The organism is Roseibium sp. ROS1 (genome assembly GCF_054658215.1).
On the sequence record NZ_BAAGIG010000002.1, the window covers coordinates 1,590,815 to 1,616,781 of the forward strand.

Consider the following 25,967-nt stretch of genomic DNA (forward strand, 5'->3'; position numbering starts at 1 on the left):
CGTCAATCCAATCTTTCGCCTGCATGCGTAAGACAGGCGCTTGGGTTCGGGTTCGGAGCAAAGCGCCGGGTTACCTCACTGCAGCTCCGGACGAGTCGCTGAGCGATTGATGATACTGCGAAAGCTTTGCTAAAAGCGACCGCAGCCATTGTAGACGCAGCCGGAAACCGGCATTAACGCACAAACTTTGACAGAAGGAAGGCATGATGAGCGAATTGGCCGTCGGGGATGTCGCACCGGATTTCGAACTGGAAGGTGATGGCGGCAACAAGGTGTCGCTGAGCGCCCTCAAAGGAAAACCCGTCGTAGTGTATTTTTATCCCAAGGATGACACGCCAGGCTGCACAAAGGAGGCTATTGCCTTCACTGAACAGTCCGATGCATTTGCCAAACTTGGCGTGACCATTATCGGGCTCTCGCCTGACACAGCCGCCAAACACGACAAGTTCATCGCCAAGCACAATCTGGCGATCAGACTGGGGGCGGACACGGAAAAGGAAGTCGCGGAGGCCTATGGGGTCTGGGTGGAAAAATCCATGTACGGCAAGAAATACATGGGTGTGGAACGCACCACCTTTTTAGTCGGTGCAGACGGCAAGATCGCCGAGATCTGGCGCAAGGTGAAAGTTCCAGGGCACGCGGATGCCGTTCTTGAGGTTGCGCGGGCCCTGTGAGTTCCCCACTGGAAACGGCAACCGGCAGCGCCAGGATGGTGACCGGCAGGGACAACTTGCCGCACACTCTGGTTGCCGGAGCGCGAGCGATCGTGTGCGCTTCCGATACAGCCGAAAAAGTGCGGCTTGCCTATGCTGTCTCCAGGGCCTGGTTTCAGCGTGAACTCGCTCTCGGATCTCCCTCGAGAGATGGTGCGATGCCGGATCGGCCGGGCCGGCCGGAAAAACCTGTTCTGCTTGCACCGCGAGACATGCCAAAACGCAGCTTGAAGGGCAAGGCGGGCCGCCTTGCCCTGATTCACTCCCTGGCACACATCGAGCTCAACGCAGTGGACCTGACATGGGATCTGATCGGACGCTTCGCGCACGTCAGGCTGCCCAGGTCCTACTATGACGACTGGGTGCGAGTCGGGCTTGAGGAAGCCAAGCATTTTGCCATGCTGCAGGAGCGCCTGGCGAAACTGGACGCCACCTACGGAGACCTGCCTGCCCACAACGGTCTCTGGCAAGCAGCGCAGGACACCGGACACGACCTTGCTGCCCGCCTTGCCATCATCCCGCTGGTACTCGAGGCAAGAGGCCTCGACATCACGCCACCGATGATCGAAAAAGCCCGCGAAATCGATGACGAAGACACCGCCAAATGTCTCGACATCATCTATCGGGACGAGAAAAACCATGTCGCCTTTGGCGCAAAGTGGTTCCGGTTTCTGTGTGACCGGCAGGGAATCAGGCCTGAGTCGGCATTCCACACCTACGTGCGCCGTCACTTCAGGGGTCCGTTAAAACCTCCCTTCAACGATCGCGCGCGGTCCGAAGCCGGACTAACTCCCGGTTTTTACAAGCCTCTTGCGCCTCTCATCGGATAAATTTCACAACCGTGAAGACGAATTATTAACCTTACCAAATTCTAATCAGGCTCAGATCTTTTGCAGAATGCAGGCAGTGACTGAGTGACAATGCAACAGCGCCAAGAATCGACGCGGACCTATCAAGCCCCCAGGACAGAGCCACATCATCCGGTTCTGGAAAAGGGCGAGAAGACGACCACGTACAGTGTAAGGCCGGTTCATCTTATTTGCGGTGCAATCGGCTGCGTGACGGCAACCTTGGCGGTTGCAGGCACAATTGGCTACTACGCCCTGCGCAGTGACATGATGGCCGAGGCCAGCGCTGAAAGAACCGAGCTGGTGCTGGAGTATCAGGACCACATCGACCGCCTGCGTACCGAGATTGCAAATCTGACGAGCCGCCAGATGGTCGACAGGGAAACCGTCGAGATCCAGGTAATGGACGTTCTGCGCCGGCAGCAAGACCTCAATCAGCGCCATGCCATCGTGGCCGACCTGGTTGCCAGGGCGGAAAGCGTCGGTATCTACCTCAGCAACGACAAGCCCCTGCCCCCGGAGAAACCTTCGCTCGACGAGCGCAACCTCGCTTCCCTGGATGGTAGCGACAAGTCTGCAATCGGCGGCGAAAGCGAGTTGATCGAAGAACCGGTAAAAGCCTTGGGATTGCGCGACGGTTCCACAAGATCCTTCGATCCTCTGGCTATTCTGCAGCAGCCGGCAACCGAAACCGCAACGCCGGACACCGACGTAAAAAAAAACTCTGAGAAACAGGCTGCCCTCGACGCGGTAAAGGCCGACATCTCCATGATGGACGAAGAAAGTACGGCGGCCGTCGATGCGATCACGATCGCGACGGAGGGCCGTATTGAGGACATCCTCCGCATCACGCGCTCTATCACGCCCGGACTCAACGCCACACTGCGTGAAAAGACCTCCCTCGGCGGCCCGTTCCAGCCGATAAACGACGAGAACTTTCCAGACCGTCTGGACCGCGCAAACACAGCCCTGGACACACTGCGACGCGTGAAATTTACCGCACTGCGTCTGCCGATCAAACGGCCGGTCCGGAACGGCTCCGTGTCAAGCACCTACGGTCCTCGGGTTGATCCGTTCCTGGGCCGGCTGGCCATGCACACTGGCATCGATTTCAAGGCCCCTTACGGCGCACGCGTATTCGCAACGGCGCCCGGCACAGTGATCAGCGCGGGACGTAACGGTGGTTACGGCAAGATGGTGGAGATCCGTCATGCGAACGGGTTCGTCACCCGCTATGCTCATATGAGCCGCATCCAGGTATCGGAGGGCGACCATGTTCTGGCGGGCGATCTCGTCGGCAATGTCGGCTCCACCGGTCGCTCCACGGGTCCACATCTCCACTACGAGATCCGCCGGCATGACAAGCCCGGCAATCCGGCAGCTTTCCTGGCGGCAGGCGATCGCTTCTCGGCACTCGACCTTTGAAGGGTGAGCAAGGCGGAAACAAAAAAACGGGGCCGAATGGCCCCGCTTTCATTTGTATTTTCCAATGTGCCTTTAGTCGATATCGGCGACTTCGACCGGATCTCCACCAAAGACGCGCTGTGCCAGCGCAGCTTCCATGAATTCATCCAGATCGCCATCGAGAACATCGCCCGGAGACGTGCTCTCAACACCCGTGCGCAGATCCTTGACCAACTGATAGGGCTGAAGCACGTAAGAGCGAATCTGGTGCCCCCAGCCGATGTCGGTTTTCGAAGCAGCTTCGGCGTTGGCCGCTTCTTCGCGCTTCTTCAACTCCGCTTCATAAAGGCGGGCCTTCAGCATCGACCAGGCCGTTGCCCGGTTCTTGTGCTGTGAGCGCTCGGACTGACACTGCACCACGATACCGGTTGGCTGGTGCGTGATACGCACGGCGGAATCGGTCGTGTTGACGTGCTGACCACCTGCACCGGAGGCGCGGTAGGTATCAATGCGGCAATCACTCTCGTTGATGTCGATCTCGATGGAATCATCAATCACCGGATAGACCCAGGCACTGGAGAAGCTGGTGTGGCGGCGGGCGTTGCTGTCATAGGGCGAAATCCGCACGAGGCGATGCACGCCCGATTCGGTCTTCAGCCAGCCATAGGCATTCTCGCCCTTGATCAGCAAGGTCGCAGACTTGATGCCCGCTTCTTCACCGTCATGATATTCCAGCACTTCGACCTTGAAGCCCCGCTTTTCCGCCCACCGGCGGTACATGCGAAGCAACATGGACGCCCAGTCCTGGCTCTCGGTACCACCGGCACCGGAGTTGATTTCCAGGTACGTGTCGTTCGCATCGGCCTCACCGGACAGCAGCGAATTGAGCTGCAGCTGGTTGACCTTGCCCTTGAGACCACGAAGCGCTTCCTCGGCATCGGTAATGACGGACTTGTCGTCTTCCATCTCGCCGAGTTCAATCAGTTCGATATTGTCGGAAAGGTCCTGCTCCAGCGACTTGATGCCACCAATGCTGTCATCAAGCTGCTGACGCTCGCGCATCAGCTTCTGGGCCTTGGACGGCTCATTCCAGAGGTTCGGATCTTCGGAAAGAGCGTTCAGCTCTTCCAGTCGGACGACGGCCTGATCCCAGTCAAAGATGCCTCCTCAGCAGGCTTATGGCCTGCTTGATTTCATCGACGATCGCTTCCATTTCGGCGCGCATCGGATACCTCGCTTTTGATGTGAAGCGGCCCGGTCTCCTGCAAGAGGCACCGGGCCGAGAATTGGAGCGGGACATTACCCAAGCAGGACTTCGCTGTAAACCGTCGAAAAGGATCTCGCTATGACCTGACAGTCGGCCAGCCCCTGCTAGGCAAGGCGGGTCAGTAAAGACCGCCTGTGCCGACCGTAACGGCCTGCTGCGCTTCCGGAGAAACTGCAGTCGGAACTCCCATGGTGTCCTGGAACCCGATGACGGAGTAACTGTCCGGCGGGGCCATGCCCGGCTTGAAGGCTTCCAGGATCGAACCCGGATCACCGGCAGCGGTTCTAAGACCGGTGCGGCGGTTGATCGGGATCAGCTGAAGACCCTTGGGTACACGGAATTCCACCGGCGGCTTGTCGGCCAGAGCAGTCTTGACGAACTCGGTGAAGATCGGCGCCGCCACCTGACCGCCGGTTGCCCCGCGGCCCATCGGTTTCGGATTGTCGAAGCCCACAAACACGCCGACCGCAAGATCCGGCGTAAAGCCCATGAACCAGGCATCTTTTTCGTCGTTGGTGGTACCGGTCTTGCCGGCGACCGGACGACCAACCGCACGAACGGACGTTGCCGTACCGCGCTGAACCACGCCTTCCATCATCGATGTGATCTGATAGGCAGTCATCGGGTCGAGTACCTGCTCGCGGTCGTCGATCAGGGTCGGTTCGTCCTGGCCTTCCCACACATCCTGCGTACAGCCGTCACAGATACGGCTGTCATGCTTGTAGATGGTACGGCCGTAACGGTCCTGAATACGGTCAATCAGGGTCGGTCGAACTTTCCTGCCGCCATTTGCGATGGTCGCATAAGCGGTGGTCAGCCGAAGCACGGTGGTTTCCCCCGCACCAAGTGACATGGACAGAACCGGAAGCATGTTGTCGTAGATGCCGAAACGCTTCGCATATTCCGCGACCAGCGGCATGCCCATGTCCTGAGCGAGCCGAACAGTCATGACGTTCCGTGACAGCTCGATACCTGTGCGCAGGGTCGACGGACCGTAGAATTTGCCGCCGTAGTTCTGCGGGCGCCACGTGCCGAGACCCGGGCCCTGGCTGATTTCCAGAGGCGCGTCCATGATCACGGAAGACGGCGTGTACCCGTTGTCGAGAGCGGCAGCGTAAAGGAACGGCTTGAAGGACGATCCTGGCTGCCGGTAGGCCTGCGTTGCACGGTTGAATTCACTCTGTGCAAAGCTGAAACCACCGACAAGTGCAAGGACACGGCCGGTATAAGGATCCATCGCCACAAGAGCGCCCGACACCTTCGGGATCTGACGGAGTTCATAGGTTCCCGGCGCAACCGGGCTTTCCTGGACATAAACAACATCGCCAGGCGTCAGCACATCGGAAACGGCGCTCGGTGCCCTGCCCTTGACCCGGGCCCATTTCATGGTGCTCAGGAACAACGGGCCGGTCTTGCGTTCTTCGGAAAGCTGGCCACTGACCTGCCGTTCCGGCTGAACGCCAATCTTGGCCTCTTCGCCGCCGGCTTCCAGAACCACTGCAAGCTTCCACTCCGGCAGATCGCTCAGGGCTTCCACCTTGGCCAGATCGATGCCCCAGTCAGCACCAAGGGTGATCTTGTCGACAGGGCCATTCCAGCTGCCGCGTTGGTGGTCGAAGGCAATCAAACCGTCCATCAACGACTTGCGCGCCAGTTTCTGCATTTCGGGGTCAAGCGTCGACCGCACCGAAAGCCCGCCCTCGTACAGGCGCTTGTCGCCGAAGATGTCGGCCACTTCGCGGCGGACTTCTTCAGTGAAGTACTCGGCGGCAAACAGGCGAGATCCGGTTTCACGCGGCTTGACGACAATCGGTTTTTGTTTGGCTTCCTCGCCGTCCTGAGCGCTTACGTAACCATCTGCGATCATACGGTCGATCACGTAGTTGCGGCGCGCAATGGCGGCCTCTGTCTTCCTGTAAGGATGATAGTTGCTCGGACCTTTCGGCAGCGCTGCCATATAGGCAATTTCTTCAAGCGACAGTTCGTGAACCGACTTGTCGAAATAGATCAGCGAAGCGGCTGCGACGCCGTAGGCCCCGAAGCCGAAATAGATCTCGTTGAGATAAAGCTCGAGAATTTCGTCCTTGGTGTAGGCCTGCTCAATGCGCAGGGAAAGGACCGCTTCCTTCACCTTGCGCTCATACGCGGCGGAACGGCGTTCACGCTCTTCGCTCACGAGATCGGACAAGAGGAAGTTCTTTGCGACCTGCTGCGTGATGGTCGAAGCACCTTCCGGACGACGGCCGGACCCATAGTTCTGGATGAAACGCACCGCCGCGCGGGCAATGCCTTCCGGGTCAACACCGATGTGGGTGTAGAAATTCTTGTCTTCGGCTGCGACAAACGCCTGCTTGACGCGATCCGGGATTGCCTGGATCGGCAGGAACATGCGCCTTTGAGTCGCGTATTCGGCCATAAGACTACCGTCAGCGGCATGCACACGCGTCATGACCGGTGGCTCATAGTTCTTCAGGGCCGTATAATCCGGCAGATCCTTCGTCAGGTCCTGCAGGTACATCCAGACCCCGGCGGCAATCAGCAGCGCAAAGATCGCGCCGATTCCGAACAGGTAGCCAAAAAACTTCACCAAAAATTTCATACCGCGGGCTCGTCTTTCCCCGTTCTTAGCGCTTCCAGCTTTTTAACACGGAAACATTTGCTCAGCATCACCGATGCCGACAGTCGCACAAACTTGTCTGCCTTCCTCGTGCACCAATATGGCGATGCTGAGGCAATCGCCAGTGCTAACCTGCCATTTTGAAAGCAATGCAAGGATTTTTACTGTGACGGTGCTGCTTGTTGCCGCGCAAGCCGCGGCCGGAAAAACCCGTGAACAGCCTCGGTCATGGCATTCGCCATGCGTTCACGCCATTCGTCGGAAATCAGAAGCTTCTCGTCATGTTCGTTGGAGAGATAGCCGAGCTCGACCAGCACCGAGGGCACATCATGGGCCTTCAACACCCGGAAACCTGCAGAACGATGCGGATTGTTGATCAGCCGGACAGCGCTTTTCAGCTCGTCCACCAGCGACCGGGCGAAATAGACCGAAAACGACCTCGTTTCGCGTCGCGCAAGATCGATCAGGATATCTGTCACCTCTGTTGGCTCTTCCGTCAGATCCACACCGGCGATGACATCCGACATGTTTTCCGATTGGGCCAGATCTTCGGCCAGTTGGTCCGACGCCCTGTCTGAAATTGTGTAGACGGTCGCGCCACGCGCCAATTTCTGCCCGCGCCGGACAGAATCGGCGTGAATGGAGACGAAGAGATCGGCTTCGAGTTCATGACCGATTTCAACTCGGCGCCCCAGCGGGATGAATGTGTCATCATCCCGGGTAAGTTGAACGTTGTAGAGCCCGCTTTCGTCCAGCTTTTCCTTGAGCAGCTGAGCGAAGTCGAGAACGATCGCCTTTTCGAGAGTTCCGTGGACGCCTGTCGCCCCGGTGTCAATACCGCCATGCCCCGGATCGAGGACGATCAGCGGCTTGTCTCTGTTCTTTGGAGCGGTCAAACGGTCACTTTTCGGTGCGGAATCACTCCCGGCGACGACGCGCTTGGGCCTTGAGGTCTCGACAAAGGTGTCGAATTCGTCGGCTGTCGCGCTGACAAGGTCCACAACAAGCCGCGCAGGCTGGTCATCTACAGCCGGCAGGAAAAATGTCTTGTCGACCTTCACCGGTCCCGTCAGGTCCATCACCACACGGGATCTTCCAACCGCAAAGAGGCCGAAGCGCCAGTCGGTGACAAGCCCTCGCCCGCTCTCGCCAGAATCGGCCGGCAGCGAAAATGTCACTTCGGGAAGGTCAATGATCAGCCGGGCCGGATTGGCAAGGCCGGAGATGGTCGGTGTCACCTGACGGTTCATATCAAGAACGAATCGCGTGCGCGCCTCGTCTCCCGCCACGCGCGCTCCGGTTACCCGGGCCTTTTCCGGTTCGGCAGATGCGGCGCAAGTCAGGCCGGCAAACGCAGCAACGCAGATGCTCAAAACCACTGCGAAAGACGTCGCCAGTCTCAAAACAGTGCCCGGTCCCTGGTCTACTTGCGGTTTCATTCTGTCCTTGAACTCAATTATTTCGGCCATGTCGCTCGAAAACTTCGCGTGTTGAGCCCCCGTCAGCCCTGTCATACGCCATCCGCCACGCAAGGAAAATGCCATATCCAATTCACATTGCTTGCAATGCGCTGCGACGGAACGTAAAAGTACCTTACGGATTTCGGTTTGAAACCGATACCTTTCCAGATAGCTGACATGGGTGTCTATCCACAACGCTATCGCATTCCCAGGCCTTCTAACGACAGAACAGAGGCCGTTCTGCCGCTTAAAGACAAGCCCTGGAAGACAGTGGATCTGGTATCGGCACCTCTTTGAGACCGCCCCGCCTCGCGACGTGTTGCCCTTACAAAACGGCAGTTTCCCCGGCGAGGTTTTCGGCGGCCGTTAGGAGCGGACCCATTCCGGAACCGGATGCAGGCTCATTGGCGAAGCCAGGCTGCATACCGGCAGAAGGTACAACGACTTAACTAAAGGGCCTGCGTTGCCTGAAGGACCCGCGCGATGCACATGGTGATCAACATACAGCAAGGTACCGCTTCAGCGGCTGCCTTCGTTGATCATACGACCGCGCCGGGCGCAGACGCTCTTTCTCATCTTAGCAAAACAAATACGGCAGACATCCTCCTGCTGCGCGATGCGCGTTTCGCACATGCGCCCATGAGTGCTGCCGTGGAGAAGTTCAATAATGGCAAACAAAATGCTGATCGACGCGGGCCACCCGGAAGAGACCCGGGTCGTCGTCGTGCGTGGCAATCGGGTTGAAGAATTCGACTTTGAAGCAGCTAATCGGAAGCAACTGCGCGGAAACATATATCTTGCCAAGGTAACCCGGGTCGAACCGTCCCTGCAGGCCGCATTCGTCGAATATGGCGGAAATCGCCACGGGTTCCTCGCTTTCAGCGAAATTCACCCTGACTACTATCAGATCCCTGTTGCCGACCGGGAAGCACTTCTGGCTGCGGAAGCAGCCGACAGACAGCGTGATGATTCGGACGGTGAAGAAAAACCAAAGCGCCGCCGCCGCTCCCGTGCAGCACGAAACGAGGCTGCTGAAACCGTTGCCAGCGACAAGGTTGAGGCGGATGCCGCAGAAGGCGACGAAGAGGCCGTAAAAGCCACTGAAGAGACTGACGCAGTTTCCGAAGAGACCTCAGCCGACGAAACGAATGGCGAAACCGTATCCGCGCGCAGCACGGACGAAGACGCCTCCGACGAAGATGACGACGAAGCATCCTCTTCCGAGGAAGAAGCAGACGAGGAAGAAGAAGCTCCGGTTCGCTCGCGTGGCCGAGGGCGCGGCCGTCGCCGCCAGCGTCAGAACGACGATGACGATGATGCCGACAATGATATCGATGCCGTCGAATCCGTCGGCGCGGAAGATGCGATGGAAGAAGTTCCTGAGCGCATTGTCCCGCTGCGCAAGCAATACAAGATTCAGGAAGTCATCAAGCGCCGCCAGATCATTCTGGTGCAGGTGGTCAAGGAAGAGCGCGGCAACAAGGGCGCCGCACTGACGACCTACCTGTCGCTCGCAGGCCGCTACTCCGTGCTGATGCCTAACACCGCCCGTGGCGGTGGCATTTCGCGCAAAATTACCCAGCCGACTGACCGCAAGCGCCTCAAGAAGATTGCCTCCGAACTGGATGTGCCGGAAGGCATGGGCGTGATCCTGCGCACCGCCGGTGCAAGCCGGACGAAGGCCGAGATCAAGCGCGACTTCGAATACCTGATGCGGCTTTGGGAAAACGTCCGCGAGCTGACTTTGAAATCCAGTGCTCCAAGCCTCGTCTACGAGGAAGGCAGTCTGGTCAAGCGATCGATCCGCGATCTCTACAACAAGGACATCAACGAGGTCCTGGTTGCGGGCGATGAAGGCTACCGCGAGGCCAAGGACTTCATGCGCATGCTCATGCCGAGCCATGCGAAGAACGTCCAGCCCTACCGCGACCCCTCGCCGCTGTTTATCCGCTACGGTGTCGAACCGCAGCTCGATGCAATGTTCTCGCCGCAGGTAACGCTGAAGTCCGGTGGTTATATCGTCATCAACCAGACCGAAGCTCTGGTCTCGATCGACGTGAACTCCGGCAAATCAACCCGCGAACACAATATCGAGGACACCGCGCTCCAGACCAACCTGGAAGCGGCGGAAGAAGTGACCAGACAGCTGCGCCTGCGCGATCTTGCCGGCCTGATCGTCATCGACTTCATCGACATGGAAGAGTCGAAGAACAATCGGTCGGTCGAGCGCAAGCTGAAGGATTGTCTGAAGAACGACCGCGCCCGCATTCAGGTTGGCCGGATCTCGCACTTCGGCCTGCTGGAAATGTCGCGTCAGCGCATCCGCACCGGCGTTCTGGAAAGCTCGACCACGCCTTGCCCGCATTGCCAGGGCACCGGCATGATCCGGTCTGTGGAATCCGTTGCCCTGCACGTGCTGCGGTCGGTTGAGGACAACCTTCTGAAAGGCGCGTCCCACAACCTGATCATTCGCACCACTACGCAGGTAGCGCTCTATATCCTCAACCAGAAACGTTCGAACCTGGTCGATCTGGAAACCCGCTTCGCCATCGATGTCGAAGTGCATGCGGACGACATGGTCAATGGCCAGCTCTACGTTCTGGAGCGCGGTGCACCGGTCGATCGCGACCGTGTGCCGATGCCGGTTCCTGCGATTGTCCAGCCGGATACGATCGAAATCATCGACGAAGACACCGAACAGCCGGACATCGAGGAATTCGCTCAGGAAGACGACAATGACGGTCGCCGCCGGCGCCGCCGGCGCAAGCGCCGGAGGGGTGGTTCCGACAACCAGCAGGACGATGGTGAATCGCGCCAGGTCAACGCCGAAGCAGACGATGCCGATGGCGATGACGAGCAGCCGCAGGAAGCCCGTACCGGTGGTGATGAGGACGGTGACGATGAACCGCGTCGCAAGCGCCGCCGTGGACGCCGTGGTGGTCGCCGCGGCCGTCGCAACGGTGACGACATGCAGGCAGAAGGTGGCGCTGAAAACGACGGCGAGACCAATGACGAAACTCGCGAAGCCGCTTCCTCTGAAGAACAGCAGGACGATCAGTCCGGTTCCGAAGCCGTAGCCGCTGAAAGCGGTCAGGAAACAGAAGCTGCGGGAGTCGCATCACAGGATGATGCCCAGACCGATGAGGCAAAGGCCGTCGATGGCGACACGGTTTCGGACGCTAGCGGCGAAAGCCCTGCGGAAGAAACTGCGCTGCAGGACGGTACCGCCGTTCCTGTAGAGGCCGATGCGGCAGATGAGACACCGGTGATGGCTGAAGCTGACACTATCGTGGTCGAAACGCCGACTTCCGAACAGCCGATTGCCAGCGAAGCCGATGCCGATGCCGAAGAAGAAGCACCTGCGCGCAAGGCGCCGGCCGAGCCTGTCGTAACCAGCGAAACATCTGGAGACGACGACAAGGAAGACAAGCCGAAACGCGGCGGCTGGTGGCAGCGTGGTCGGTCGTTCTTCTGAACCGGTGACATCAACCAGTTTTGAAATGGAAAAGGCGGCCAGTGTGCCGCCTTTTTTGTTGTCCGATGCGATCGATGATCAGACTGCTTTGAGAAAACCCCTGAGCTTCTCAAGCGCCAACTTCATATCGTCATGCGCACCTGCAAAGGAAAAGCGCAAGAACTCATGACCGTGCACGGGATCGAAATCGACACCGGGCGTTGCCGCGACACCTGCCTCGTGCAGCATACGCCTGGCGAAATCGAGACTGTCCGAGCTGAACCGGCTTATATCTGCATAGATGTAAAAGGCCCCATCTACCGGCAACAGCTTGTCGAGACCGATTTTCGGCAACCCGTCGAGAAGCAAGGCGCGGTTGGCAGCATACCCTGCCTTGACCGCTTCCAGTTCCTGCACCGAGTTGAGTGCTGCTCCCGCAGCGATCTGGGACAGCTCCGGCGGAGAAATATAGAGGCTCTGGGCAATCCGCTCTGTTGGGCGCACCAGTTGCTCCGGCAACACCAGCCAGCCAATGCGCCAGCCGGTCATGCAATAGTATTTCGAGAAACTGTTGACGATAATGACATTCTGCGATGTTTCCAGCGCGGTCTTCTCTTCACCGTCGTAGCAAAGCCCATGGTAGATCTCATCCGAGATGAACCATATGCCCGCCTCGTCACAATAGCGGATCAGGTCTTCCAGCGCATCGGCGGTCATCATCGTACCGGTCGGATTGGCCGGACTGGCAACCAGGACGCCTTTCACAGGACCTTCTTTTTGAGCCTCTTCCAGATGCGCCGGCGTCAGGCTCCACCGGGTTTCCTCCCCGACTTCGATCTCGACCGCAACAAGACCAAGGGCTTTGAGGATGTTGCGATAGGCCGGATAACCGGGAGCCGTCAGGACAATTCGGTCCCCGGGATCAAACGCGGCAAGGAAGGCGAGGTTGAAACCGGCGGATGAGCCCGTGGTTGCCATGATCCGCTCGACAGGCACGTCGACGCCATAGGCCTTGCGATAATGCGCGGCCAATGCCTCGCGCAACGGGCGGATGCCAAGCGCTTCGGTGTAGCCGAGACGACCGTGATCCAGAGCTTTTCTCGCCATATCCAACGCAGCTCTGGGCGCCGGGGCCGATGGCTGTCCGACTTCCATATGAATGATCTTGCGCCCCTGCGCTTCCAGACGTGCCGCTTCGGCAAGAACATCCATTGCGATGAAGGGGGCAACGTCACTGCGGCGAGACGGCTGAAAAAGAGGCTGGTTCATGTGTCCTGAAAATCCGGCTGAGAAACTGGCTTCACCCTATCGCGGATTTTTCCATCCGATGCAACGCGTGCAGCCAGTTGCAACTTTTGGGCTGTTCCGGCACGACAACGGCCCAGCACCTTACCTTTTTGTCATGCCGGCTTCCTTGACCCGCATCGCACACCTCCATACCTTCGCCACACATCCATGTCCCAGGATAACATCTGAGCAAAGATGAGCCTGGAAAGCGTTCCGGTCCGGATTGGAGTTTTGCACCTGTGCCTGGTTCCGCCATTTTGAAAATCGATTTTCCTCGCAGCCTGGCGCGTAAAGCGGTCGCACTTGCCTGTGCAAGCGCCCTCGCCCTGCCTCTTGTTTCGGTACCAGCGATGGCACAGGGGCGCAGCCTGCCTCTCGTGCGCGATGCAGAAACGGAACATCTTCTGAAGGACTATGCGACGCCGATCTTCAAGGCGGCCGGCATTTCCAATTCAGAACCGGAAATCATTCTGGTCAACGACAAGAGCTTCAACGCTTTTGTTCCCGACAGCCGCAGGATGTTCATCAACATCGGTGTCATCATGGAATCGGAAACGCCCGGTGAAGTGATTGGCGTGATTGCCCATGAATCGGGCCACATCGCCGGTCGTCATCTCGTGCGCCTGCGTGCCGCTGCCGCCAATGCCCAGATCATCTCTGTCATCGGCATGATTCTCGGTGCGGGTGCTGCGGCAGCCGGGGCTGCCTCCGGATCCGGTGAGGTTGCTTCGGGCGGTGGTGCTGTGATTATGGGCTCGGGGTCCGTCGGCCAGCGGTCGTTCCTGTCCTATCAGCGCGGCGAAGAAGCCGCAGCCGACCGGGCCGCACTCAAATACCTGAATGCCACCGGACAAAGCCCACGCGGCCTGCTGAAGACCTTCGAGCGCATGTCGGAACAGCAGATGTTCACGCGCAAGTTCGCCGACCCTTATGCCCAGAGCCACCCGATGGCACAGGACCGCTACAACAGTCTGGCGACCGACGCGCAGAAATCGAAATACTTCAACCAGCCGGAAGACTATGTGCTGCAATACCGGCACGACATGGTGCGGGCCAAGCTGTTCGCCTTCACCAGCCATCCGTCCGCCACCCTGCGAGCCTATCCGCGTAGCGACAAAAGCCCCCAGGCCCAATACGCACGCGCCATTGCCGCAATGAAGAGCCGAGGGAAAGGCGCGGTCAAGGAGATAGACGCCCTGATCCGCACGCAGCCGAACAACCCCTACTATTACGAGCTCAAGGGGCAGGCCCTGATCGAAGGTGGCGATCCCAAAGGCGCGATCGCGCCCTTCCGTAAGGCTCTGTCGTTCAAACCGACCGAACCGCAGTTCCTCACCTGGCTCGGGTATGCATTGGTCGCTTCGAACGACAAATCCAATCTGCCGGAGGCAGAACGCATCTTGAAAGAGGCGATCCAGCGGGACCAGAACTCGGGCGTTGCCTACAGCCAGCTGGCCATTGCCCACGGCCGCCAGGGCGAGCGTGCGGAAGCTGATTTGGCAACTGCGAAAGGCCTGATGGTGAGTGGCGACTTCCAGGCTGCGAAACGCTACGCGGCGCGTGCTCAAAAAAGTTTGAAGAGAGGAACGCCGGCATGGCTTCAAGCGGACGACATTGTAGCGTACAACCCACCTAATCTGCCTAACAACGGCCGCTGATATCTCAGACACGTATGGGTGCCGTTTGAACGAATGACGGTTACCTGAGGAGCCTTGAATGACCGACACTTCCCCGAAGATCCAGATCCTGAAGACCGGGTCGCTCTGCCCGCCGATGCTGCTGCGCGTCCTGTCGGCTTGCGCGCTTGCACTTACCCTGCTGGCTGGCCCGGTTGCCGCTCAGGATCTGAACCGCGGTGAGATTGAAAAAATCGTGCGGGAATACCTGCTTGAGAATCCTGAAGTGATTGCCGAAGCGCTGACCGAACTCGATCGCCGTGAAAAGGAAGCTGCAGAAGTTGCGCGCGTGGAAACCCTCAACGAAAGCGCCGACGTTCTTTTCAATTCGTCGCGGCAGGTGGTGCTGGGCAATCCGGAAGGGTCTGTCACCCTGGTCGAGTTCTTCGATTATAACTGCGGCTACTGCAAGCGCGCGCATGGCGACATGGTCAAGCTGATCGATGAAAACCCCGACCTCAAAGTCGTCCTGAAGGAATTCCCGGTTCTCGGCCAGGGCTCTGTCGAAGCTGCCCAGGTGGCTGTCGCTGTCAACTCTGTGGCGCCGGAGAAATACGGCGAATTCCATGAAAAACTGCTGCTGAGCCGCGGCCAGGCGAACCGGGCCAGCGCCCTCGCCGCAGCGACGTCCGTCGGCATTTCGGAAGACGATCTCCTGGCGTCCATGAAAACCGACGAAGCCGGCCAGACGATTGAAGAAGTCTACTCCCTGGCCAACCGTCTCGGCTTGACCGGCACTCCGTCCTATGTGGTCGGCAACGACGTGGTCATGGGCGCGGTCGGTTATGAGGAACTGAGCCAGAAGCTCGACGCGCTGCAGAATTGCGGCCAGACCACTTGCTGAACCTGTGAGCCGAAACAGTGTTTCGGCGTTCACTTGCCTGTTGGAAACCCCCATTCCTCATGTCAGTGAGAAATCGGGGGTTTTCCTGTTCCAATTGAATCCCTATAAGAAGCGTGGCTCGCCTCCAGGAAGAGACGGGCCGAAGATCTTTGTCCGCCCAACAACGGCGGAGCAAGAGCGTGGTTGCGGCCCCGGCCTTACGGACCCTGATCGAGTTGCAGGGCTGGATTTTTCGGGTCTGACCCCATCCCGGTATGGAGCGGTCGCCCGGCGAGCCGGCCAGCTGCGTGTCTTGCGGACCGAGTATGAGAGCCAAACATGATGCGTAATGATAACAAGAAATTCGACACGGCCCTGATCCGGGACCTCGCCGTTCTCCTGGATGAGACAAATCTCTCGGAAATCGAACTGGAACAGGGTGACACGCGCATTCGCGTGGCCCGTCAGATGACGATCAGCGCACCGGTGAACGTTGCAGCACCTATGGCCGCACCGACAGCACCGGCCGCAGCCGCTTCCCCGGCAGCGGCAGCGCCTGCCGCCGAACCGGCCCACGCCGGCACGACCGTAACCTCGCCAATGGTCGGCACGGCCTATCTCGCCGCCGAACCGGGCGCACCGGCCTTCATTCAGGTTGGCGACAAGGTGGTGGAAGGCCAGACGATCCTGATCATCGAAGCCATGAAAACCATGAACCACATTCCTGCCACCAAGGCGGGCACCGTCAAGCAGATCCTTGTGGACGACGCTCAGCCGGTGGAATTCGGCGAACCGCTTATTATCGTCGAATAAGGAGCCGTTGTGGCCATGTTCTCCAAGATTCTCATTGCCAACCGCGGCGAGATCGCCCTGCGCATCCTGCGCGCCTGTAAAGAGCTCGGCATCTCCACCGTTGCGGTTCACTCCACCGCTGATGCGGATGCGATGCATGTGCGCCTGGCAGACGAAAGCGTTTGCATTGGTCCGCCTGCCGCGCGCGACAGCTACCTGAACATCCCGCAGCTTCTTGCGGCTTGTGAAATCACCGGAGCGGATGCCGTCCACCCGGGTTACGGCTTCCTGTCGGAAAACGCCCGTTTCGCGGAAATCCTTGAAGCACACGGTATCGAATTCATCGGCCCGACCGCTGAACACATTCGCATCATGGGTGACAAGATCCAGGCCAAGCAGACGGCCAAGGACCTCGGCATCCCGGTTGTTCCTGGCTCCGACGGTGCCGTGACGGCTGGTGACGACGCCCACGCGATCGCCCGCGAGATCGGCTACCCGGTTCTGGTAAAGGCAGCTGCAGGTGGCGGTGGACGCGGCATGAAGGTTGCCCGCACCGAAGCCGAGCTTGATACTGCCCTGTCCACGGCACGTTCCGAAGCAAAGGCTGCCTTCGGCGACGACGCGCTCTACATGGAAAAATACCTCGGCAAGCCTCGGCATATCGAGATCCAGGTTCTGGGTGATGGCAAGGGCAATGCGGTTCACCTCGGTGAACGCGACTGTTCGCTGCAGCGCCGCCACCAGAAGGTGCTCGAAGAAGCTCCCTCCCCGAGCCTCAATGCCAGCCAGCGCAAGGAAATCGGCGAGATCGTCGCTGCTGCCATGCGCAAGCTGAAGTATCGCGGCGTCGGCACGGTGGAATTCCTCTATGAGAACGGCGAGTTCTATTTCATTGAAATGAACACCCGTCTGCAGGTTGAACACCCAGTTACGGAGATGATCACCGGCATCGACCTCGTCAACGAGCAGATCCGCATCGCCGCAGGTGGATCGCTGGATATGACCCAGGACGACATCACGTTCGAAGGTCACGCCATCGAATGCCGCATCAACGCGGAAGATCCGGTCAACTTCACGCCGTCACCAGGCACAATCACCTACTACCACCCGCCGGGCGGTCTGGGTGTTCGCGTCGACAGCGGTGTCTATCAGGGCTACAAGATCCCGCCTTATTATGACAGTCTGATCGGCAAGCTGATCGTTCATGGCCGTAACCGCGTGGAATGCATGATGCGTCTGCGTCGTTGCCTGGACGAATTTGTGGTTGACGAAATCAAGTCGACTATTCCGCTTTTCCGCGATCTGGTGGAAAATCAGGACATAGCGAACGGTCAGTACGACATCCACTGGCTGGAACAATATCTGGCGAAGAAGTCCAGCTGACCGGATCCTGGGACGAGTGCCGGGAGCATCGCGCGTTCCAAGGAATGCGCATGAGGTGCTCCGGCACTCAGGTCGATCAGATTTTGGGTGCTCAAGTCGACACCTGCTGATCTGCCCATCCCGTCTGGTAAGTGAGGCCTCATGGCTGGTTACAAAGACGACATCATCATGGAAATCACACCGCAGGTGCTGTTGAAAGCCTATGCCTGCGGCCTGTTTCCGATGGCAGAATCTGCCGACGATCCTGGCCTCTTCTGGCTGGAGCCAGAGCGTCGCGGCATCCTTCCCCTCAACAACTTTCACCTGCCTCGCCGCCTGCGCCGGACGATTCGCAACGACGTGTTCGAGGTGCGGGTCAGCACGGATTTTCAGGGCGTTATCGATGGCTGTGCCGAACCCATGCCCGGACGCCAGAAAACCTGGATCAACCGGGAGATCAGGCGCCTCTACGGCGAGCTTTTCGACATGGGCTATTGCCACACCATTGAAGCATGGCAGGATGGCGAACTTGTCGGGGGGCTTTACGGTGTCAGCCTGAACGGCGCCTTTTTCGGCGAGAGCATGTTCACCTTCCGCACCGACGCTTCCAAGGTGTGCCTTGCGCATCTGGTTGCCCGGCTGATCGTCGGCGGCTATTCCCTGCTCGATACTCAGTTCGTAACCGAGCACCTCAGCAAGTTCGGCACCGAGGAAGTTCCTCAAGCTGCCTATAACGAGCTGCTCAGCGAAGCCCTGAAGCTGGAAACCGATTTCTACGCCCTGTCACCTCAAGCCAGTGGTGAGGAGGTTTTGGCGGTGCTCGATAGTTGGTACGAGCGTTAGTTTTGCGCTCAAGTGCCACGCGATTTGTGACCCTTCACGTTTCAATGGCCTCACGGGTTCACCGATCGCCATCGCAGGGTGCAACCCTGCAATTTTCGCTGCGTCATCGACAACCATCTAGCCCGTACACAAGACCTGACAGTCAGATCCTCTTGGCAAAGTCATGGCTCCCCAAAAAGAATGAACGAACAAAAAAAGCCCCGCAATTGCGGGGCTATTTCATTCCTGATTTTCGCAATGCGCGGTTATCAACTGCCCGGGGTCCAGGCTTCATAATCGCCGGTCACATCCGGGCGTTTTTCCGGGGTCAGGATGGAACCGTGCGGCCGGTAAGCGGCCGGGGTGCCCGTCGGATTGGCCTTGTGACCCTGCTGCCAATGTTTGGCGTGATAGGTTTCTTCGGACGGCGGCGTGTCAACGCGGTGATGCATCCAGCCGTGCCAGCCCGCGGGAATGGCAGAGGCTTCGGCAAGACCGTTATAGATCACCCAGCGCTTCTTGCCTGCGCGTTCCTTGTAGTACTTGTTACCGAACTCATCCTCACCGACAAACTCACCCTTGCGCCACGTGAAGAAGCGGGTGCCCATTGTCTGGCTGTTCCACCAGGTGAACAATTCTAGCAGCAGAGTTTTCATGGCCCTTTGAAGGTCCCTTGATTGCAAGTCGGAAACATCCGTAGCCCCGCCAACATGACAGGACGGAATTTCGCGGACTATGGCGACAACGGCCGCATCTGTCCAGACTTGGCAGCCAGAAAAGAACGGGATTTTGCGCCTGCGGGCCGATTGCCGCAGTCACGCCCGGTGCACACCGCACCCAGGTGGTCACAAACAGACTGCTTCAGTGAAGTTTCAAACCCTTGAAGGGCGCAAAGCCGGCATTGCGGATATGTTTGGCAGCGGCGGAATGCTGTTTGGGAGGCGCTTCCTTCTTCACACCGGCAAAGACCTTTTCCGGCTCTTCTTCCTTGGAGTCGAATGCCGCCTCAACGGCTCCTTCCACTTCCGCACGCTTTTGCGTGGCAACGCGGTGGTGCAGCCGGGCTCCGGCAAGCGACTGCATCTTTTCCGCCTGTTCATCCATGGCCTTTTGAATGCCATAGATATTGTAGAAGCCGGAGTTCTCCAGGATCATCGGCCGGTCGTCTGCAAGAAGCCACTTGAGGCGCTTGAAAAGCGTCGACGGCGAAACCGGCTTGACCAGCACATGGTGCGCACCTGCCCGCAAAGCCTTGTCGACCAACGGCCGCGTGCCATGTGCCGTAATGAAGAGAATCGGCACATAACAAAGCGGCTCCATGTGGCGATGCCGCACCAGACGCAGGAACTGGTAGCCGGATGTCGGCGCCATGCGCCAGTCGGTGAGAATCACGTTGGGTGGTTCGGCGAGACTTGCCTCGAGCGCTTCGTCGACCGAATCGAACACCCGCACGCGCGCAACCTTGAAGCTGAGCAATATCGACCGGAGAATCGTCTGCATCGGCTTGCTGTCCTCGACGACGACAGCATCGATGTCCTCCATCGCTAGTCCGAATGCGGCGTGATGTTTCATGAATTGCGGACCTTTTTCCCTATCCCGCCATCATGAAACCAGACCCGGCTTAAACCCGGTTGAAATCGATCACCGCCATTTTCTTCAAATTTTCATAAAATGCAGTCTATCGTCATCCACAGGGTCTTGTGCCTTCCTGGCGGGCACTCCTTCGCCGGGAAAGCAAGCGCTAAATCCCTTGCTAAAACGCTGTCCCCGCTCCGGTCCCCATTATCCACACGACCACACAAGATTTTGCGTTTGCCCACAATCCAGGCACTAGCTGTTGTCACTCGGTCCTTGACCTTAAGAATTCGTTTACATTAGTTTCTCATCATTGCGATGTGCGTAGTCGGGTGCCTATCCGGGCGCTCCGGTCATCCAAAACCATCAGTATCCAAGAGTACCGCTCCAGGTCTTTGACCCCAAAGCCGGGAGACGGGTTTTGTTGTGCCGACTTCAAGGCGCATGTCGTGACAAACCTGTTGATGACCACTATATATAGTGGATAGAAACACAAGATACGCTACATACAGGCTCGAAGCCTGTAACTTGCAGGGCGGCATTCGAGAACAGAGGCAGGCGGCCACGCCAGTTCGGATGCAATGCGGTCAAGCCCGGTTCGGGGGAACCGGCTGTAATCTAAAAGGGGACTTGAGAAGATGCGGATCGAGCGGCGCTACACCAAGGAAGGTCAATCGCCTTACGCCAGCGTAGAATTCCGGAACGCTACCAGCGAAATCCGGAATCCTGATGGATCCATCGTGTTCCGTCTGGAGAACATTCAGGTCCCGACCCAGTTTTCACAGGTCGCGTCCGACATTCTGGCTCAGAAGTATTTCCGCAAGGCTGGCGTGCCCGCCAAGCTGAAGGCCGTAGAAGAAAACACCGTTCCGTCCTGGCTGTGGCGCCATGAGGCCGATGAGGCCGCACTGGCAGGCCTGCCCGAGGACGAGCGCTACGGCTCTGAAATTGACGGCCGCCAGGTCTTTGATCGTCTAGCCGGAACCTGGACCTACTGGGGCTGGAAGGGCGGCTATTTCGACAAGGAATCCGACGCTCAGGCCTTCTACGACGAACTGCGTTACATGCTGGCGACCCAGAAGGTGGCGCCGAACTCTCCGCAGTGGTTCAACACCGGCCTGCATTGGGCCTACGGCATCGACGGCCCGGGCCAGGGGCACTTCTATGTCGACTTCCAGACCGGCAAGCTCGTCAAGTCCAAGAGCGCCTATGAGCATCCGCAGCCGCATGCCTGCTTCATCCAGTCCGTCGGCGACGACCTGGTGAACGAAGGCGGCATCATGGACCTTTGGGTCCGCGAAGCGCGCCTGTTCAAATACGGCTCCGGCACCGGCTCCAACTTCTCCCACGTGCGTGCAGAAGGCGAGCGCCTGTCCGGTGGTGGAAAGTCCTCCGGCCTGATGAGCTTCCTGAAGATCGGCGACCGGGCAGCCGGCGCGATCAAGTCCGGCGGCACCACCCGCCGCGCGGCCAAGATGGTCGTTGTCGATGTCGACCATCCGGATATCGAGGAATACATCAACTGGAAGGTCAAGGAAGAGCAGAAGGTGGCCGCGCTCGTCACCGGCTCCAAGATCTGCCAGAAGCACCTCGGCGCAATCATGCGCGCCTGTGTCAACTGCGAGGCGGACAACGGCGACTGCTTCGATCCGGCCAAGAACCCGGCCCTGAAGCGTGAAATCCGTGCTGCCAAGAAGATGATGGTGCCGGAAAACTACATCCAGCGCGTCATCCAGTTTGCAAAGCAGGGCTTCACCAAGATCGAATTCCCGACGTTCAACACGGACTGGGATTCCGAAGCCTATCTGACGGTTGCCGGACAGAACTCCAACAACTCGGTGCGTGTGACCGACGGCTTCCTGAACGCCGTTGTTGACGACAGCACCTGGGACCTGACCGCCCGCCGTTCCGGCGACGTTCTGAAGACCGTCAAGGCCAAGGAACTTTGGGAACAGATCGGCTATGCCGCCTGGGCTTCCGCTGATCCGGGCCTGCAGTACCACACCACGATCAACGACTGGCACACCTGCCTTGCCGATGGCGAAATCCGTGCATCCAACCCATGCTCGGAATACATGTTCCTGGACGACACGGCCTGTAACCTGGCGTCCCTGAACCTGATGCAGTTCCGCCGGGAAGACCGGTCCTTCGACATCGACAACTACGAACATGCCGTCCGCCTGTGGACCATCGTTCTGGAAGTCTCGGTGCTGATGGCTCAGTTCCCGTCCAAGGAAATTGCAGAACTGTCCTACAAGTTCCGCACCCTCGGTCTCGGCTATGCCAACATCGGCGGCCTGCTGATGACCTCCGGCATTCCGTACGACAGCGACGAAGGCCGTGCACTTTGCGGCGCCCTCACCGCGGTCATGACCGGTGTTGCCTATGCCACTTCCGCTGAAATGGCTGGCGAACTCGGCGCCTTCCCGGGCTACAAGAAAAACGCAAGCCACATGCTGCGTGTCATGCGCAACCACCGCCGCGCCGCCTACGGCGAAGCGGACGGCTACGAAGGCCTCAACACGGCTCCGGTTGCTCTTGACCACGTCTCCTGCCCGGATCAGGTGATCGTCGAGCGGGCAAAGAAGGCCTGGGATCGTGCCCTTGAGCTTGGTGAGAAGAACGGCTACCGCAACGCCCAGTCCACCGTTATTGCCCCGACCGGCACCATCGGTCTGGTCATGGACTGCGACACCACCGGTATCGAGCCTGACTTTGCGCTTGTGAAGTTCAAGAAGCTGGCCGGCGGTGGCTACTTCAAGATCATCAACCGCGCTGTTCCTGAAGCCTTGCGCAAGCTCGGTTACACTGAAAGCGAGATTGGCGAGATCGAAGCCTACGCCGTTGGCCATGGCTCCATCGATCAGGCACCGGGCGTCAACCCGTCCGCACTGAAGACCAAGGGTTTCACCGACGAGAGCCTGACCAAGCTGAAGGACGGCATGAAGTCGGCCTTTGACATCAAGTTCGTCTTCAACCGCTGGACCCTCGGCGACGAGCAGATGAAGGCCCTCGGCGTTACCGACGAGCAGCTGGAAGATCCGGAATTCGATCTCCTGACCTTCCTCGGCTACTCCAAGGCTGACATCGAAGCCGCCAACACCCACGTGTGTGGTGCGATGACCCTGGAAGGGGCTCCCTTCCTGAAGGAAGAGCATTATCCGGTCTTCGACTGCGCCAACCCGTGCGGCCGTATCGGCAAACGCTTCCTGTCGGTGGAAAGCCACATCCGCATGATGGCAGCGGCCCAGCCGTTCATCTCCGGCGCGATCTCCAAGACGATCAACATGCCGAACGATGCGACGGTGGAGGACTGCAAGGAAGCCTACATGCTGTCCTGGAAACTCGCGCTCAAGGCGAATGCCCTTTACCGCGACGGTTCCAAACTGTCCCAGCCGCTCAACGCCCAGCTACTGGCCGATGAGGACGAAGACGAGGACGAGGCCCTCGAAGCTCTGGCCGCCAAGCCGATGGCTGCAAAGGCCGAAGTGGTTGCCGAACGCATCGTCGAGCGGATCGTCGAACGCGTTGTCCGCGAACAGGAAAAACTGCCGACCCGCCGCAAGGGCTATACCCAGAAGGCAAAGATCGGTGGTCACACCATCTTCCTGCGCACCGGCGAATATGACGATGGCCGCCTTGGCGAAATCTTCCTCGACATGAACAAGGAAGGTTCGGCTCTCCGGGCATTCATCAACAACTTCGCGATCTCGGTTTCGCTTGGTCTGCAATACGGTGTGCCGCTCGAGGAATATGTCGACGCGTTCACCTTCACCAAGTTCGAACCGGCCGGCATGGTCCAGGGCAACGATGCGATCAAGAACGCCACGTCGATCCTCGACTACGTGTTCCGCGAACTGGCAGTCTCCTATCTCGGTCGTCACGACCTTGCCCACGTCCCGCCGGAAGCCTTCAGCGGCCCGGTCAGCGCCGGCGCGGTCAAGACCATGGACAAGGGTAGCTCAGGCGGTGTGGTTTCCCATGGCCTCGTCCGCGGCCAGACCGAGCGTTTCCGTCTCGTCGCCGGCAACGAGCCTTCCGGCGAGATCACCGAAGCGGTGAAAGTGGAACTGGGCACAACAATCGCCGCCCAGACCTCCGCCGTCGCAACGGCTTTCGCCCGCGGCTCGGAAGCAGCTGCCGCTGTCGAAGTGACCTCGGCCCCTGCCCCACAGGTGAAAACCGCGGCTCAGCAGATCGCTCAGGCCCGAATGAAGGGTTACGAAGGCGAGAGCTGCTCGGAATGCGGCAACTTCACCATGGTGCGCAACGGCACCTGCCTGAAGTGCGACACCTGCGGCTCCACCAGCGGCTGCAGCTGACGATCAACAGACTTCTTGTCCCGAGTCGCATAGGATGGCCAATTTAGGCCAATAAGCGGCTCAAATAAGAAAACCCGGGCGCCATAGCGCCCGGGAGAGCAAAAAAGAACAAAATAGAAACACAATATACTGTGCACGTAACTCGATTGGGTCGAGGGAGGCGATCCAAAAGTCCGGATGGAAAGGAGTTTTTGATGTCCCTCGACAAATCATCGCCAAACTTGGATGCGCTGCTTTTGGCGACGGTCCTGGAACTCGAGCTGAGTGAACGGGATCGCCGGGTAGCCAACAAGCGGTATCACCTGATCCCAGAACATTTGCAGAGACCGTCCAGCCCACTGCGGCCTTTTTTGGACGATGCGGTCGTTTACGCGCAGGGATCTCGTGCTATTGGGGCAACGATCGTTCACGGCGCCGACGAAGATCGCTTCGATCTTGATGCCGTTCTTGAATTCCCCCGGCCTATGGGCTGGTCGATCTCACGAGTTCTTGACGAACTCCACGCCGCTTTTGAAGGCTTTCCGGACGTTCAGAAAATCGAACGCTGCACCCGTTGCGTGCAGCTCCAGTTCGCTTTCATGCATTTGGACGTCACCCCGATGGATCCGGCCTCAGAACCGCGGATCGAACGCGTTGGCACGATTTATCATAGCCCCGATAACGGCAATGATGAGCTGTTCGACGTTAATCCGTATGGATTTGCCACATGGTTCAACGGCAACGTTTCACAGCCGTCACTCGCATTTCAAAAACAGCTGAAGGACATGCGGGAGCGGATGGCGCCGAAGGATCGGTTCGTTACCACCGTTATTCACGCGGACGCCGAGATTGAGGATTTGCCAGTCGAGACACATCCTTTGCGCGATGCTCCTCAGGTGATTGCGCTCAAACTCATGAAGCGGTTTCTCAATATCCGCTATGCGAAGAGAGAAGAGAAACGGCCGATTTCCATTTACTTATCGAAGGTGGCGGCAGAGATCCTGGCGGATCCCAACGGCTTGTGTTCCCAGTTGGAAAATTTCGCCGCCAACCTCGGCCGGAAAATGACATTTGCTCTTGAAACAAGGCAATGGCCGGAAGAGAGAAACCCGGCTTTTCCGTCCGAGAACTTCAATGATCGGTGGCCAACGGAAAGCGGACAAATGTCGATGTTCAGGGATGATCTCCGTCATCTCGTTCATGAATTGGAGCGCGCCAGGCGTTCCGAATTCGTCGAGATCCGCCAGATTTTTGAGGGTCTTTTCGGAGTAGCCGTAACCGAGAAAGCTGTCCGGTCGTACCTGAGCGGTTTCTCCGACCCCGCAGGTCAAAACACATATCAGAGGGGCAAAGGGTTTGTGGCGGCGCCTGCGTTGGTGTCTCCTTCCAGCACGGGAGCGCCACGTGTTTCGAGGGCGGTCCCTCACAGTTTCCACGCTGGCAAACTGCAAAAATGATCCGTCGTTCGAAACCTCGATCTCCGCAAGCGCAGGTATCGCGAATGGAAAAGCGCTGGCCGATGCTGAAACCGAGCATAGTTGGTCGAAATCGTCACCTGGAGTGGGT

General features: G+C 58.6%; 17 protein-coding genes. 11 read left to right on the forward strand and 6 right to left on the reverse strand.

What is annotated here, in order from left to right:
- Positions 1–206: 206 nt before the first annotated feature.
- The 3 genes from bcp (at position 207) to ACYQ6M_RS15345 (ending at position 2,986) form a co-directional block, all read left to right on the forward strand.
- On the forward strand, positions 207–674 hold the full coding sequence (gene bcp / locus ACYQ6M_RS15335; protein WP_460074642.1) for a thioredoxin-dependent thiol peroxidase: 468 nt from the start codon (positions 207–209) through the stop codon (positions 672–674).
- Positions 675–709: 35 nt separating this feature from the next.
- Positions 710–1,543, forward strand: a complete 834-nt coding sequence (locus ACYQ6M_RS15340) for a ferritin-like domain-containing protein (protein WP_460074643.1) — start codon at positions 710–712, stop codon at positions 1,541–1,543.
- A 90-nt stretch (positions 1,544–1,633) separates the two neighbouring features.
- Positions 1,634–2,986, forward strand: a complete 1,353-nt coding sequence (locus ACYQ6M_RS15345) for a M23 family metallopeptidase (RefSeq protein WP_460074515.1) — start codon at positions 1,634–1,636, stop codon at positions 2,984–2,986.
- A 72-nt stretch (positions 2,987–3,058) separates the two neighbouring features.
- Here ACYQ6M_RS15345 and prfB read toward each other — a convergent pair.
- The 3 genes from prfB to ACYQ6M_RS15360 form a co-directional block, all read right to left on the reverse strand.
- A protein-coding gene (prfB, locus tag ACYQ6M_RS15350; protein WP_168686745.1) for a peptide chain release factor 2 occupies positions 3,059–4,190 on the reverse strand; the annotation gives its coding sequence in 2 pieces (ribosomal slippage) (positions 3,059–4,120 and positions 4,122–4,190; 1,131 coding nt in all).
- A 160-nt stretch (positions 4,191–4,350) separates the two neighbouring features.
- A complete protein-coding gene (locus ACYQ6M_RS15355) occupies positions 4,351–6,822 on the reverse strand; it encodes a penicillin-binding protein 1A (RefSeq protein ID WP_035909305.1) in 2,472 nt (823 codons plus the stop codon).
- A 188-nt stretch (positions 6,823–7,010) separates the two neighbouring features.
- Positions 7,011–8,288, reverse strand: a complete 1,278-nt coding sequence (locus tag ACYQ6M_RS15360; RefSeq protein ID WP_055656584.1) for an N-acetylmuramoyl-L-alanine amidase — start codon at positions 8,286–8,288, stop codon at positions 7,011–7,013.
- 688 nt (positions 8,289–8,976) lie between these two features.
- On the opposite strand from ACYQ6M_RS15360, the gene ACYQ6M_RS15365 reads away from it, so the two are divergent.
- The gene (locus ACYQ6M_RS15365) at positions 8,977–11,784 is read left to right on the forward strand and encodes an Rne/Rng family ribonuclease (protein WP_460074516.1); all 2,808 of its coding nucleotides are present in this window, start codon (positions 8,977–8,979) and stop codon (positions 11,782–11,784) included.
- Positions 11,785–11,862: 78 nt separating this feature from the next.
- Here the strand turns inward: ACYQ6M_RS15365 and ACYQ6M_RS15370 are convergent, their stop codons facing one another.
- Positions 11,863–13,032: a pyridoxal phosphate-dependent aminotransferase gene (locus ACYQ6M_RS15370; RefSeq protein ID WP_297838930.1), complete on the reverse strand. Its 1,170-nt coding sequence runs from the start codon at positions 13,030–13,032 to the stop codon at positions 11,863–11,865.
- Between the two features lie 257 nt (positions 13,033–13,289).
- Here ACYQ6M_RS15370 and ACYQ6M_RS15375 point away from each other — a divergent pair, with 257 nt between their 5' ends.
- The 5 genes from ACYQ6M_RS15375 to aat all read left to right on the forward strand — a co-directional run bounded on the left by ACYQ6M_RS15375 (position 13,290) and on the right by aat (position 18,546).
- Complete coding sequence (locus tag ACYQ6M_RS15375) at positions 13,290–14,708, forward strand: M48 family metalloprotease (protein ID WP_286202206.1); 1,419 nt, start codon at positions 13,290–13,292, stop codon at positions 14,706–14,708.
- Positions 14,709–14,766: 58 nt separating this feature from the next.
- Complete coding sequence (locus ACYQ6M_RS15380; protein WP_460074517.1) at positions 14,767–15,570, forward strand: DsbA family protein; 804 nt, start codon at positions 14,767–14,769, stop codon at positions 15,568–15,570.
- A 318-nt stretch (positions 15,571–15,888) separates the two neighbouring features.
- A complete protein-coding gene (accB, locus tag ACYQ6M_RS15385; RefSeq protein WP_022998398.1) occupies positions 15,889–16,362 on the forward strand; it encodes an acetyl-CoA carboxylase biotin carboxyl carrier protein in 474 nt (157 codons plus the stop codon).
- 15 nt (positions 16,363–16,377) lie between these two features.
- Positions 16,378–17,724 carry an acetyl-CoA carboxylase biotin carboxylase subunit gene (gene accC, locus ACYQ6M_RS15390; protein WP_022998397.1) on the forward strand — a complete coding sequence of 449 codons (1,347 nt, stop codon included), beginning with the start codon at positions 16,378–16,380 and terminating at the stop codon, positions 17,722–17,724.
- 141 nt (positions 17,725–17,865) lie between these two features.
- Entirely contained in the window at positions 17,866–18,546 is a 681-nt protein-coding gene (aat, locus tag ACYQ6M_RS15395; protein ID WP_022998396.1) for a leucyl/phenylalanyl-tRNA--protein transferase, read from the forward strand.
- A 248-nt stretch (positions 18,547–18,794) separates the two neighbouring features.
- On the opposite strand, the gene ACYQ6M_RS15400 is transcribed toward aat, so the two are convergent.
- Both ACYQ6M_RS15400 and ACYQ6M_RS15405 read right to left on the reverse strand, forming a co-directional pair.
- Positions 18,795–19,181 carry an NADH:ubiquinone oxidoreductase subunit NDUFA12 gene (locus tag ACYQ6M_RS15400; RefSeq protein ID WP_022998394.1) on the reverse strand — a complete coding sequence of 129 codons (387 nt, stop codon included), beginning with the start codon at positions 19,179–19,181 and terminating at the stop codon, positions 18,795–18,797.
- A 205-nt stretch (positions 19,182–19,386) separates the two neighbouring features.
- Complete coding sequence (locus ACYQ6M_RS15405; RefSeq protein WP_075282094.1) at positions 19,387–20,097, reverse strand: response regulator; 711 nt, start codon at positions 20,095–20,097, stop codon at positions 19,387–19,389.
- A 641-nt stretch (positions 20,098–20,738) separates the two neighbouring features.
- Here ACYQ6M_RS15405 and ACYQ6M_RS15410 point away from each other — a divergent pair.
- Both ACYQ6M_RS15410 and ACYQ6M_RS15415 read left to right on the forward strand, forming a co-directional pair.
- On the forward strand, positions 20,739–24,422 hold the full coding sequence (locus tag ACYQ6M_RS15410) for a vitamin B12-dependent ribonucleotide reductase (RefSeq protein WP_460074518.1): 3,684 nt from the start codon (positions 20,739–20,741) through the stop codon (positions 24,420–24,422).
- Positions 24,423–24,616: 194 nt separating this feature from the next.
- Positions 24,617–25,858: a nucleotidyltransferase domain-containing protein gene (locus ACYQ6M_RS15415; protein WP_460074519.1), complete on the forward strand. Its 1,242-nt coding sequence runs from the start codon at positions 24,617–24,619 to the stop codon at positions 25,856–25,858.
- Positions 25,859–25,967: the final 109 nt, after the last annotated feature.